General features: G+C 60.9%; 12 protein-coding genes and 2 pseudogenes. 10 read left to right on the top strand and 4 right to left on the bottom strand.

The window, feature by feature from the left end; genetic code table 11:
- The first annotated feature begins 8 nt into the window (after positions 1-8).
- From ACSBPQ_RS09460 to ACSBPQ_RS09480, 5 genes are all read left to right on the top strand, one after another.
- The gene (locus tag ACSBPQ_RS09460; protein WP_442681937.1) at positions 9-362 is read left to right on the top strand and encodes an HNH endonuclease signature motif containing protein; all 354 of its coding nucleotides are present in this window, start codon (positions 9-11) and stop codon (positions 360-362) included.
- Between the two features lie 67 nt (positions 363-429).
- Positions 430-849, top strand: coding sequence for a hypothetical protein (locus ACSBPQ_RS09465; RefSeq protein ID WP_442681938.1), 420 nt, complete (start codon positions 430-432; stop codon positions 847-849).
- Positions 850-995: 146 nt separating this feature from the next.
- A complete protein-coding gene (locus tag ACSBPQ_RS09470) occupies positions 996-2501 on the top strand; it encodes a terminase large subunit (RefSeq protein WP_442681939.1) in 1506 nt (501 codons plus the stop codon).
- A 115-nt stretch (positions 2502-2616) separates the two neighbouring features.
- A complete protein-coding gene (locus ACSBPQ_RS09475) occupies positions 2617-2940 on the top strand; it encodes a phage head closure protein (protein WP_442681940.1) in 324 nt (107 codons plus the stop codon).
- Between the two features lie 651 nt (positions 2941-3591).
- Positions 3592-4575: a tyrosine-type recombinase/integrase gene (locus ACSBPQ_RS09480; protein WP_198421451.1), complete on the top strand. Its 984-nt coding sequence runs from the start codon at positions 3592-3594 to the stop codon at positions 4573-4575.
- A gap of 40 nt (positions 4576-4615) precedes the next feature.
- On the opposite strand, the gene ACSBPQ_RS09485 is transcribed toward ACSBPQ_RS09480, so the two are convergent.
- Positions 4616-5011 (bottom strand): helix-turn-helix transcriptional regulator, encoded by a 396-nt coding sequence (locus ACSBPQ_RS09485; protein ID WP_206753728.1) that lies wholly within the window; start codon positions 5009-5011, stop codon positions 4616-4618.
- A gap of 155 nt (positions 5012-5166) precedes the next feature.
- On the opposite strand from ACSBPQ_RS09485, the gene ACSBPQ_RS09490 reads away from it, so the two are divergent.
- Positions 5167-6177, top strand: coding sequence for a site-specific integrase (locus tag ACSBPQ_RS09490; protein WP_057640808.1), 1011 nt, complete (start codon positions 5167-5169; stop codon positions 6175-6177).
- Between the two features lie 624 nt (positions 6178-6801).
- Here the strand turns inward: ACSBPQ_RS09490 and ACSBPQ_RS09495 are convergent.
- Positions 6802-7248 (bottom strand): hypothetical protein, encoded by a 447-nt coding sequence (locus ACSBPQ_RS09495; protein WP_442681941.1) that lies wholly within the window; start codon positions 7246-7248, stop codon positions 6802-6804.
- An 83-nt stretch (positions 7249-7331) separates the two neighbouring features.
- Here ACSBPQ_RS09495 and ACSBPQ_RS09500 point away from each other — a divergent pair, with 83 nt between their 5' ends.
- Positions 7332-8036 carry an IS6-like element IS26 family transposase gene (locus tag ACSBPQ_RS09500; RefSeq protein WP_001067856.1) on the top strand — a complete coding sequence of 235 codons (705 nt, stop codon included), beginning with the start codon at positions 7332-7334 and terminating at the stop codon, positions 8034-8036.
- Between the two features lie 139 nt (positions 8037-8175).
- Here ACSBPQ_RS09500 and ACSBPQ_RS09505 read toward each other — a convergent pair whose 3' ends face one another.
- Together ACSBPQ_RS09505 and ACSBPQ_RS09510 are read right to left on the bottom strand one after the other, a co-directional pair.
- Positions 8176-8790, bottom strand: a complete 615-nt coding sequence (locus tag ACSBPQ_RS09505) for a recombinase family protein (protein WP_099593669.1) — start codon at positions 8788-8790, stop codon at positions 8176-8178.
- 351 nt (positions 8791-9141) lie between these two features.
- Positions 9142-9321: pseudogene (locus tag ACSBPQ_RS09510) on the bottom strand (tyrosine-type recombinase/integrase); the annotation flags it as partial.
- Here ACSBPQ_RS09510 and ACSBPQ_RS09515 point away from each other — a divergent pair.
- From ACSBPQ_RS09515 to ACSBPQ_RS09525, 3 genes and pseudogenes are all read left to right on the top strand, one after another.
- A pseudogene (locus ACSBPQ_RS09515) lies at positions 9238-9687 on the top strand (DUF3363 domain-containing protein); the annotation flags it as partial. The pseudogenes ACSBPQ_RS09510 and ACSBPQ_RS09515 sit on opposite strands and share 84 nt — an antisense overlap.
- A gap of 230 nt (positions 9688-9917) precedes the next feature.
- Entirely contained in the window at positions 9918-11132 is a 1215-nt protein-coding gene (gene floR / locus ACSBPQ_RS09520) for a chloramphenicol/florfenicol efflux MFS transporter FloR (protein WP_169408290.1), read from the top strand.
- A 28-nt stretch (positions 11133-11160) separates the two neighbouring features.
- Positions 11161-12102, top strand: a complete 942-nt coding sequence (locus ACSBPQ_RS09525; RefSeq protein ID WP_106761484.1) for a LysR family transcriptional regulator — start codon at positions 11161-11163, stop codon at positions 12100-12102.
- Positions 12103-12221: the final 119 nt, after the last annotated feature.

Genomic DNA, 12221 nt, shown 5'->3' on the forward strand with positions numbered 1-12221 from the left:
AGACACTGATGCGACTGATCCCCGGCTACAAGCGCAAGGCCAACCCCAGCGGACGCGATGGCGATCCACGCCGCACCATCCCGCTCAACAGTGCAGCGTGGCGCAAGCTGCGCGCCCGAGTGCTGGCAGAGGAGCCGCTGTGCCGCATGTGCGACCAGCCGGCCAACGTGGTCGACCACGCCAACGGTGACCCGAGCGACAACCGCAGGGAGAACCTGGTGGCGCTGGACGAGCCCTGCCACAACCACAAGACGCAACGCCAGCGTGCCGGCCTGCCGGTGATCTGGGGCTGTGATGCCGACGGTTGGCCGCGTGATCCGCTGCATGGCTGGAATGTGGCGAAAAAATCGCCAGCAGGTTGAGTCTCAAAGACCGAGCGCCCCCCTTCGATTTATCGCTATGGCCAATACAAAACTGACCGGTACAGAAATGACCAGAGAACGCCAACGGCGCAGCGATAGCGCCACCGCTGCCGTGCAGGCCGCACAAAACGCCGCTGCTGCGCCTCTGGAGCCACCCGCACACGTCCCCTTGCCGGATGCTGCGCGCCCCTTCTGGGATGCCCTGATTCGAAACAGGCCGCGTCACCGCTGGAATGATGCCGATCTGGCCACTGCCGCACTGCTGGCGGTGTCACAGATGCAGGCCACCGAACTGATGACCGACGTGGAGCAGCTGGCCGTGGTCGACAAGCTGGGCCGGCGCATCGCCATGCTGTCGCGTCTGCTGCATGTCCACCCCGAGGCCACCCAGGGCCGGGCACGTGAGCAGGGCAACGAATTGCAGGGCGAGCGCGAGGCCGAGCAGCAGCACGACCCGCTGATCCCCACGTTGCGGGTGGTGGTGTGACCATTCGCGATTTCAAATCGCAGTTGGTGACTGGCGCGATTTCAAATCGCAGAAGTCTCCCCACGCACGCGGGAGGCACTTCAACCGACGCAATTTTGCACTGGTTGCATACAGTCTCCTCCCACGCACGCGGGAGGCAGTAAGCCATGACCCGCGCCGAGGCCATCATCGCCTTCGTGGAGGCCTACTGCCGCGTCCCCGAGGGTGCACATGTAGGCCAGCCCCTGCGCCTGTCCGCATTCCAGCGCGAGTTCGTCGTGGCCGTTTACGACAACCCGCACGGCAGCCGGCGCGCGTTCCTGTCGATGGCCCGCAAGGGTGGCAAGACCACGCTCACCGCTGCGCTGCTGCTGGCGCACCTGGTGGGGCCGGAAGCGAAATTGAACAGCCAGATCGTGTCCGGTGCGATGAGCCGCGATCAGGCCGCGCTGGTGCATGGGCTGGCGTCGAAAATGGTGCAGCTCAATCCCAAGCTGTCCAAGCTGGTGCGGATCATCCCGAGCGGCAAGCGGCTGATCGGCCTGCCGTTGAATGTCGAATACCGGGCGCTGGCAGCGGACGGCAAGACCGCACACGGCCTGTCCCCGGTGCTGGTGATCGGCGACGAATGGGGGCAGGTGCGCGGCTCGCAATCAGACTTCATTGATGCCCTGCTGACCTCCCAGGGCGCCCATGACTCCCCGCTGCTGCTGGTCATCTCCACGCAAGCGGCCACGGATGCGGACTGGCTGTCGATGCAGTTGGATGACGCCCTGCAATCGGGCGACCCGCACACCGTCTGCCACCTGCATGCTGCCCCCGATAGCTGCGACCTGCTGGACGAATCCGCGTGGCATGCCGCCAATCCCAGCCTGGGCGAGTTCCGCAGCCTGACCGACCTGCGCGAGCAGGCATTGCAGGCACAGCGGATGCCAAGCATGGAAAACGCATTCCGCAACCTGCTGCTGAACCAGCGCGTTTCCACGGATGCCCCGTTCGTCTCGCCCGACGTGTGGCGATCCTGCAACGCCGAGCCGGTGCCTTTCGACGGGCCGGTATTCGGTGGGCTGGATCTTTCCGCACGCAACGACCTGACCGCCCTGGTGCTGATCGGCAAGGCTGGCGGTGTCTGGCAGGTGCAGGCCTACTTCTGGACGCCGGAGGTGGGCTTGGCAGACCGTGCACGCCGCGACCGTGCCGCCTATGACGTATGGGCACGCCAGGGGCTGCTGCGCACGACGCCCGGCGCCTCCGTGGACTACGAGCACGTGGCCCGCGACATTGCCGAGATCGTGGACGGCCTGGACTTGCACGCCATCGCCTTTGACCGCTGGCGCATGGACGTGATGACCAAGGAGCTGGAGCGGCTGGGCCTGTCGCTGCCGCTGGTGCCGCATGGCCAGGGCTTCCGTGACATGGCACCGGCTCTGGATGCCTTGGAAGCGGAATTGTTGAACGCCCGCCTTGCACACGGCATGCACCCGGTGCTGTCCAGCTGCGCCGCCAACGCCACCACCACGCAAGACCCTGCCGGCAACCGCAAGCTGGACAAGAGCCGTTCAACGGGCCGCATTGACGGCATGCAGGCGCTGGCCATGGCGATGGGCGCCGCACAGACGGCAGAGGCACCGGCACACGACCCCTACAAAGAGCGAGGGCTGATCTTCCTGTGAGCGTGCGATCTGAAATCACGCCTTCGCCCGCACGGCACAATTTTGTGCAGTGCTTGGAAAGCAACGAGTTGGCAAAACTGAATTTCAAGGTTTGCCGTGAAATCAAGAGGATGCAATGGCCTACACCGCGCAAGAGTTGAACACCCGCGTGGAGCTGCAACGCTTCACCACCACGACCAACGACTTTGGCGAGGAAATCAAGGCCTGGACTACCTACGGGCAGGCCTTCGCCAAGGTGGAGCCGTTGGTGGGCCGCGAATACGTCGCCTCCGGTGCCGAGGCCGGCGAAGTGAACCTGAAGGTCACGATGCGCTGGCGTGCCGACACCACCCGGCTGGATCGCGTGATCGTGCGCGGCGATGCGTTCGAGATCATCGACGCCCAGGACATCAAGTACCGGCGGCGTGAGCTGCTGCTGTACTGCAAACGGATCGAATAGCACGCGCGGAGTTGGGCGGCTGGGGCTGCGCGTGTCTGTTCCTACCCCACCGCTGGCGGATTAGCCGGGAGTGCCGCCTTCATGGAAAACCCCGGTAGTCGGAGCGGGGCGTCTCCCCGCGTTGCGGGCAGCTGCTGCTGGTCTTTGCGTTCCGTGATCCGATCTGGCCCCCGTCATGCCGTGCGCTGGCGGGGGCTTTCTTTCAATGGATGCACTTACCCAGCACTTACGAAAAAGCCCGGCTCATCGGCCGGGCTTTCATCTTTCCACTTTTCCCTTGTTTTTCAGGTACTTCGTGGTGGGCGGTACAGGGTTCGAACCTGTGACCCCTACCATGTCAAGGTAGGAAAACGGGGGTCCAGAAGCCACCACAACCACTTAAGTCATTGATTTACCGTGCCACAAGCCACCATGTTCACCACTAGCTTTTCCGTACATTTTCCGTACGACCCTAGATGCGAGTAAACTGCGCCGCCCTCATCGCATTCGATAGACGCTGTGCCAGACCTGTCCCTAGTGAAAACCCGAGAGAAACTGAAAGCCAACCGAGAGCCACATTGGCAGAAGCTAGGGACCGGACAGTTCATCGGGTATCGAGTGCCAGCAGGTACATGGATCGCTCGCCATTACGACCCGGTAGCGATCAAGTACGTGTCCCGCTCATTGGGCGACTACGCCAACCTGCCACCGAATGAACGCTACGGAGCGGCCGTCAAGGCAGCACGCGAATGGCTCGACCACCTCGCTCGCGGCGGCTCCAAGGAAGTCCTGACAGTCCGGGATGCCTGCGAAAGGTATGCCGAAGGCAAACCCGACGCAGCCAAGCGGTTCCCGCGTTACGTCTATGACGACCCCATCGCACACGTTCAGCTGCAGAAGCTCACCGACCGACATGTCCGCGCATGGCGCAAGCGACTGGAAGCGACCCCTGCCGAGGTCTCCAAGAACAAGAAGGGGCCGAAGGTCACCCGCCCGCGCAGCGCTGCGACCGTCAACCGGGACATGGTGCCCTTTCGCGCAGCCTTGAACATGGCCCTTGATAGCGGCGACGTTCTGACCGCCAACGCATGGAAGAAGGCATTGGAACCGGCCGAGGCGAACCAGCGCCGCGAACTCTATCTGAACAAGGAGCAGCGGAGGCGGCTACTGGATGCCCTCACGGGAGACGCTGCCATCCTCGCCCGCGCCCTTTGCCTGCTCCCGGTACGACCTGGCGCCCTCGCTGACGCCGACGTGTCGCATTACGACAGCCGCCTTGGCGTCCTCTCCATCGCTGCCGACAAGTCCGGCGCTGGTCGCAAGCTGCCCCTGTCACAGGGCATGAAGACCATGCTGGACAGCCTGTGCCGGAACAAGCTGCCGAATGCCCCACTGTTCATGCGCGGCGACGGTTCACGCTGGAACAAGGACAAGTGGAAGAAACCATTCAAGCAAGCAGCCGAGGCGGCGAACCTCCCGAAAGAAACCTCCGCGTATACCCTCCGGCACTCGGTCATCACTGATCTGGTGTCTTCCGGGCTCGATCTATTCACCGTCGCACAGCTGGCGGGCACCTCCGTACGAATGATCGAAAAGCACTACGGCCACCTCCAGCAGCATCTAGCCGCCAAGGCGCTAGAAACCCTCGCCATCTGATCAGTATCGCCACTTCTCATGACTGACACATCCGCAACTGTCATGGGCGTATACCGCTGGAGAAGTCGCCATTCAGCTGATACAAATGGGAATCATGTATTTTTCTATCTGCTTTTCTCGCATCAATCCACGCGTTAACTTCTGACCCAGACCAAGCTACTGCCCTAGGTCCAATCGTCACCTTTATCGGGAACCTCCCTGATCGCTCAAGCCGATCAAGCGCAGTAGAACTGAGCCCCGTTCTCCTCAGGACTTCGCGACGACGAATCAGACGATCCTCAATACCCGCATCAATGTCGCGGCCATTCGGGGAAGTATTTTCTCTTTGCTTTTCCATCTTCTTATTTAACGAACACATGGGTACATGCTTAGGATTCAATTTACCCAGTTCAGTCTGCAGCCAAGCCCGGGAAAGAACGCCGAATTTCAATGTCATTCAATAGCATCAGACCATCACCCCGACTCTGACGTGCCCTAACGAGGGTTGAAGAAAGGACTACCTCGGCGATGTTCTGGTCAGCTCCTGCGAGGTGAAGTAGATGGCCGTGCCCGACGACGTCACTCGTAGGCTGGAGTCAGTTACTGGCGGCAATGCGACTGAAGACAGGGGGGACGTCGCTGGCCCAGCAGGCCGCAGACGCCGTGCGCGAACTGCTGGCCGAAGCGGCCGCCGCCAACACCACCCGCAGCTATGCCACCGCCCTGCGCTACTGGGCCGGCTGGCATCAGGCCCGCTACGGCGTCGAGCTGGCCTTGCCAACGAGCGAGGCCGTGGTGATCCAGTTCTTGATCGACCACATCCAGCGCAAGAACAAGGCCGGCCTAGTCAGCGAGCTGCCGCCGGCGATCGACCAAGCGCTGGTCGCCGCCGGCCTCAAGGCCAAGGTCGGGCCGCTGAAGCTGTCCACCGCGCACAAGCTCAAGCGCCTGGCCAACCCGTGCAAGCTACCCAGCGTCCGCACCCTGCTGAGCCGGGCTCGGCGCGCGGCGGTCAAGCGCGGCGAGCGGCCTACCAAGAAGACCGCGATTACCCGAGCCGAGCTCGAGGCGATACTGGCGACCTGCTATGACAGCCTCGAAGGTCTGCGCGACCGTGCCCTGTTCTGCTTCGGCTTTGCCAGTGGCGGCCGCCGAGGCAGTGAGATCGCGGCCGCGGATATGCGCGACCTGCGCAAAGTCGGCGAAGACGGCTACATCTATCGGCTGGAGTACTCGAAGACCCAGCAAGCGGGCGTAACGGCGGACTCGACCCCGGACAAGCCGATCCTGGGCCGTAGTGCTGAGGCCTTGGCTGCTTGGCTCGAAACCGCGCAGATCGATGAGGGAGGGATCTTCCGGCGGGTCTGGAAGGGGCGAGTCGGCCCTGCCCTGCTCCCCGGCTCGGTCGCCACGATCGTCAAGCGGCGGGCTAAGTTGGCGGGGCTGCAGGGGGACTTTGGAGCGCACAGTCTTCGATCAGGGTTTGTCACCGAAGCGGGTAAGCAAGGCGTGCCGCTGCCTGCAGTCATGGCGATGACTGAGCATCGTTCGGTCGCGAGTGTGATCGGGTATTTTCAAGCTGGCGCAGCCGAAGACAATCCTGCAGCCCGCTTGCTCAAGTAGGCGAACTCCGCGATCGGCGCCGCGCAGATGGACTTTAACAGCCGTGCGCCCAACTCCATGAAGGAGTTGGCTATTGCACAGCTTCTTTACTCCTATGACCATGCTCGAAGATCGCTCCGCATGGAATCTACGATGACGAAGAGGCGACGTTCCGCAAGCGCGCCGATACGGTCGTGCGCTATTCTCAGTCAGTAGGGCCGCCAATATCTAGGTGCCTGTCGGCTTGTTCGCCTCAGCGGCATATCGTCACGTCTCGGCGGTGGTGTACAGCCCGCTGACAACCTGGGGAAAGATGCGTGCATTTGCCCTGGCGCCGGAGCGGGCCACGATCTATCAAACGATGAACCTCAATCTCGACAACATCGGGCCCCGCTACCGCGTGAGCCGGCAGGGCAGCTATCAGGAGCACCTGTTTGACGGCCCATACTTGGCCCACAACCCGTATGCCGACCATCCGCTTGCTTCCGCGGTCTTCGACACCACCCATGTGGCGCGGTTTGTCCCCACTGTAGGGGGGCGCAGTGGAGCTGCGGATGCCAGAGGATTTCCTGCTCTGGCGTCAGCTATGGACCCTTACCTCCCAAAAAGGCGATGTGCCTGGAGCGGAAACGTGAGCATGTCGACTTAGGTCCTGCCACGCGGTTTGATGCGCGCCGCCGTGCGGATGTCATCAATCTGCACGCCACTGGCGCGCAGCGCTTGGCGCAGGTCGTTGAATACCGGTGCCTGACCCTCGGGATCATCCAGCGTCAAAATGACCGCGAACGGAACCCCATCCTCCGGAAAAGCCACATCCGTCCGGCACAAGGAATCGACCACCAGGCGCCACTGCGAGGAGTTGCCAACGCCGCGTACAAAGTTCTGCTCGGCCCGCTTAATCGGCCACCATTTGTGACCATGCTCAATCAGGTGTTTTTCGTAGATCTTGCCCTCTGACTTCAGGCGGCCCTTCCAGCTGATCTTGCGCGTAGCGGCGTTGATCACCTCTTGGCGTAGGTGACCTTCGAGATTCACCCGCACGTACTCTGCGCCGAACTGATAGTGCGTCGGGGCGCGGTAGACCAAGGTCATGCGGGCGCGACCGCGGCATCGGCACTGTTGCAAATAGTCGGTGGTGATAAACTTATCATCCCCTTTTGCTGATGGAGCTGCACATGAACCCATTCAAAGGCCGGCATTTTCAGCGTGACATCATTCTGTGGGCCGTACGCTGGTACTGCAAATACGGCATCAGTTACCGTGAGCTGCAGGAGATGCTGGCTGAACGCGGAGTGAATGTCGATCACTCCACGATTTACCGCTGGGTTCAGCGTTATGCGCCTGAAATGGAAAAACGGCTGCGCTGGTACTGGCGTAACCCTTCCGATCTTTGCCCGTGGCACATGGATGAAACCTACGTGAAGGTCAATGGCCGCTGGGCGTATCTGTACCGGGCCGTCGACAGCCGGGGCCGCACTGTCGATTTTTATCTCTCCTCCCGTCGTAACAGCAAAGCTGCATACCGGTTTCTGGGTAAAATCCTCAACAACGTGAAGAAGTGGCAGATCCCGCGATTCATCAACACGGATAAAGCGCCCGCCTATGGTCGCGCGCTTGCTCTGCTCAAACGCGAAGGCCGGTGCCCGTCTGACGTTGAACACCGACAGATTAAGTACCGGAACAACGTGATTGAATGCGATCATGGCAAACTGAAACGGATAATCGGCGCCACGCTGGGATTTAAATCCATGAAGACGGCTTACGCCACCATCAAAGGTATTGAGGTGATGCGTGCACTACGCAAAGGCCAGGCCTCAGCATTTTATTATGGTGATCCCCTGGGCGAAATGCGCCTGGTAAGCAGAGTTTTTGAAACGTAAGGCCTTTGAATAAGACAAAAGGCTGCCTCATCGCTAACTTTGCAACAGTGCCAAAAAATATAAGTCCGATTCAATGGAGGTTCCTTCAGTTTGCTGATGAGGCGCGGAGGTGGCTCAACCTGCGAAAAGAAAAGAGTTGCTATGCAAGGCCAAGAACATGCTTTCCATGGTCTCTGAGCTCGCCTTTGGGGCCGACGTACCGGTAGAGAGTGACGCGCTCGATGCCAAGTTCCTTGCAGAGATCGGAAACTGAAGTATCGCGCTGGGCCATGGCGGCTTGCGCGAGACGCACCTGAGCTTTGGTGAGCGCGAATTTTCGTCCGCCCTTGCGACCGCGCGCTCTCGCGGAGGCGAGACCCGCCATGGTGCGCTCTCGGATCAGATCCCGCTCGAACTCAGCCAAGGTGGCGAAGATTCCGAACACCATGCGACCGGACGCAGTCGTGGTGTCGATCTGAGCGCCCTTTTCAGTCAGAACCCGCAGGCCGATCTTGCGGTCTGACAGCTCCTTCACCGTGTTGACCAGATGGGCAAGCGATCGTCCGAGGCGATCGAGCTTCCAGACCACCAGCACATCGCCGTCACGCAATGACTTGAGGCAAGCGGTCAAACCAGGGCGATCATCACGACCGCCGGAAGCAAGATCATCATAGATATTGTCCCGTTCGACACCTGCGGCGCGCAAGGCGTCGTGCTGCAGGTCGAGAGACTGCGAGCCATCGGCTTTGGAGACGCGGGCATATCCGATCAGCATGTATCACAAACGTTCGATTATGTGACAGTGTGAGCCAGAACGTGCCGGTCGTCAAAAATTGTCACTTAACCCGTAATTCTGTCTAAGGCATACAAAGGGTGTTTATGGTTAGTAAAGTGACGGCGCAAGACAGCATCGTGCAGGGGACTTGTCGTTTTCAGAAGACGGCTGCACTGAACGTCAGAAGCCGACTGCACTATAGCAGCGGAGGGGTTGGATCCATCAGGCAACGACGGGCTGCTGCCGGCCATCAGCGGACGCAGGGAGGACTTTCCGCAACCGGCCGTTCGATGCGGCACCGATGGCCTTCGCGCAGGGGTAGTGAATCCGCCAGGATTGACTTGCGCTGCCCTACCTCTCACTAGTGAGGGGCGGCAGCGCATCAAGCGGTGAGCGCACTCCGGCACCGCCAACTTTCAGCACATGCGTGTAAATCATCGTCGTAGAGACGTCGGAATGGCCGAGCAGATCCTGCACGGTTCGAATGTCGTAACCGCTGCGGAGCAAGGCCGTCGCGAACGAGTGGCGGACCAGCGCCGCGAGCATCATATCGAACAGGGCGACGCCGCCCGAGCGCGGGACGGCCGCATCTTCTATCGGCGTAGTCTTCTCGCCACGTTGCGCGAACGCGAGGTTGCCCGCGTCGGCGCCGAGATGGCCGAGAGCAAAGGTCTGCCGTTCCGCGCAGCAGCGGATGGCGAGAGCGTCAGCGGCAAGTTCACCGGCACCGTGCAGCTATCGAGCGGCAAGTTCGCCGTGGTCGAGAAATCCCATGAGTTCACCCTTGTCCCATGGCGGCCGATCATCGACCGTCAGCTCGGCCGCGAGGTCATGGGCGTCGTGCAGGGCGGATCGGTGTCTTGGCAGTTGGGCCGGCAGAGAGGGATTGGACTCTAGGTGGTCCAACCCCGGATTGGCAGCTCGACGCATTGCGATGGAAGGGATGATCGGATAGAATCGCCATCCATCTTTTCAATGTGAGGTCAACGGCATGGGAGCCAGTATTACAGCAGACAAGTAAGCCGCAACAACAAGCATTGTTGTTGCGGCGTTCTGTAAGACCAATCCTGTTTGATTGCTGACGAGCAGACGCCGCCCGGAATCCTTATTCGAGAGGTTGATTCGTCATGACCACCACACGCCCCGCGTGGGCTTATACGTTGCCGGCAGCTCTGCTGCTGATGGCTCCCTTCGACATCCTCGCGTCACTGGCGATGGATATTTACCTTCCCGTCGTTCCGGCGATGCCCGGCATCCTGAATACGACGCCATCTACTATCCAACTCACGTTGAGCCTCTACATGGTGATGCTCGGCGTGGGCCAAGTGATCTTCGGGCCGCTTTCGGATCGCATCGGGCGACGGCCAGTCCTGCTTGCTGGCGGGGTGATTTTCGTCGTTGCGTCTCTCGGAGCAGCATGGTCGTCAACGGCCGCAGCCTTGGTCGCCTTCCGCCTGCTTCAAGCGGTCGGCGCATCGGCTGCGCTGGTGGCGACGTTCGCGACGGTTCGCGACGTGTATGCCAGCCAGCCCGAGGGCGTCGTCATCTACGGCCTTTTCAGTTCGATGCTGGCCTTCGTACCTGCTCTTGGCCCAATCGCTGGAGCACTCATCGGCGAGTTTTTCGGATGGCGGGCGATATTCGTCACGCTGGCTGCGCTTGCGTTACCCGCACTCTTGAATGCCGGTTTCAGATGGCACGAAACCCGCCCGTTGGACGGAGCAGGAACGCGCCGATCCGTTTTGCCGATCTTCGCGAGTCCGGCCTTTTGGGTTTACACGGTCGGCTTTAGCGCCGGCATGGGCACTTTCTTTGTCTTCTTCTCGACGGCCCCCCGCGTGCTCATAGGCCAAGCGGACTATTCGGAGATCGGATTCAGCTTAGCCTTCGCCACTGTCGGATTCGTCATGATCGTGACAACCCGCTTCGCGAAGTCCTTTGTCGCCAGATGGGGCATCGCGGGATGCGTGGCGCGTGGGATGGCGCTGCTCGTTTGCGGAGCGGTCCTGTTGGGGATAGGCGAACTCTACGGCTCGCCGTCATTCCTCACCTTCGTCCTACCAATGTGGGTTATGGCGGTCGGCATTGTCGTCACGGTGTCTGTTACCGCCAACGGCGCGCTTGCACAGTTCGATGACATCGCAGGATCGGCAGTCGCGTTCTACTTCTGCATTCAAAGTCTGATCGTCAGCATCGTCGGGACATTGGCGGTGACGCTGTTAAATGGCGACACCGCATGGCCCGTGATCGTCTACGCGACGACGATGGCGGTGCTGGTATCGGTGGGTCTGGCGCTACTTCGATCCCGCGACGTTCCTTCCGAGAGGTCGCCAGTCGTCTAACCGGCGATTGGTAGGACGGCTGGCACCCATGCGGCGCACCCGCCATCGCAGCCTCGTGAATGGCGGTATCCTGTCCGGCAGGATACCGCTCATTTCCCTTGTTCAGTTCGTTGCCGTCGCTGAGCATCTGAACTTTCGGCACGCGGCCAACGCGCTCGGCGTCAGTCAGTCGAGCGTCAGCGCGCGCGTTAAGGCGCTGGAAGAAAATCTTGGTGTCCTGCTGTTCGAGCGCCATGCGCGAGGCGTCCGGCTGACGGATGCAGGCAGACACTTCATGGAGCGGGTCGTGGCAGGCGTCGATCAACTCGATCACGCCGTCAAGACCGCCGGCATGACAGCGCAAGGCGAATGCGGCCGGCTACGCATCGGTGTCTATGCCCTGATTCCGGGCAGCTTCCTTGCAGAGCTGATTGGTCAGTATCGAAAGGACCATCCCAATCTCGACATCGAAATCACGGAGGGCACAGCACGCGATACTCTCACGCAGCTTCGAGCCGACCGGCTGGATATTGCGTTCGTTGCCGGCACGTCCAAACCGCCCGACTGTCATTCCCGGCGAATATGGACCGAACCCCTTTTAGCCGCTGTGTCGGCGCGGCACGCTCTTGTTGGACGCTCGGCCGCCACATGGGCTGATCTGGCAGCGGACACGTTCATCGTCAGACATGGTGGCACCGGCCCACAAGTGCATGACCATATCGTTTTACGCCTTGCCGGAACCTGGCCCGCGCCTTCGATCCTTAGATTTGATGTTGGGCGCGGCACCTTGCTGTCGATGGTGGGACAGGATTTCGGTATCACTGTCATAGGTGCGGCTTCGTCCCTCTTGCCAACATCCGGGGTGGTCTTCCTGCCGATCACCGACGAACCCGAGCCGGTCGCTTTCTCGGCGGTCTGGTCGCCTCACAATCGCAGTGTTGCGCTCCGAAATTTGCTTGGACTCGCCGACAAGATGAGCCGATCTAATTGATTCATTTGGATGTGCTCGAAATTGCGAGCACCCATCCTATTTGCCGCCGATAGTATCCGGCAGCCCTCCTGCATCATCTTTGCTATTGCCTCCCGCGCAAACGCTTATTCTCTAATCGG

The sequence above is a fragment of the Stenotrophomonas sp. JC08 genome, from assembly GCF_052180205.1.
Classification (GTDB): Bacteria; Pseudomonadota; Gammaproteobacteria; order Xanthomonadales; family Xanthomonadaceae; genus Stenotrophomonas.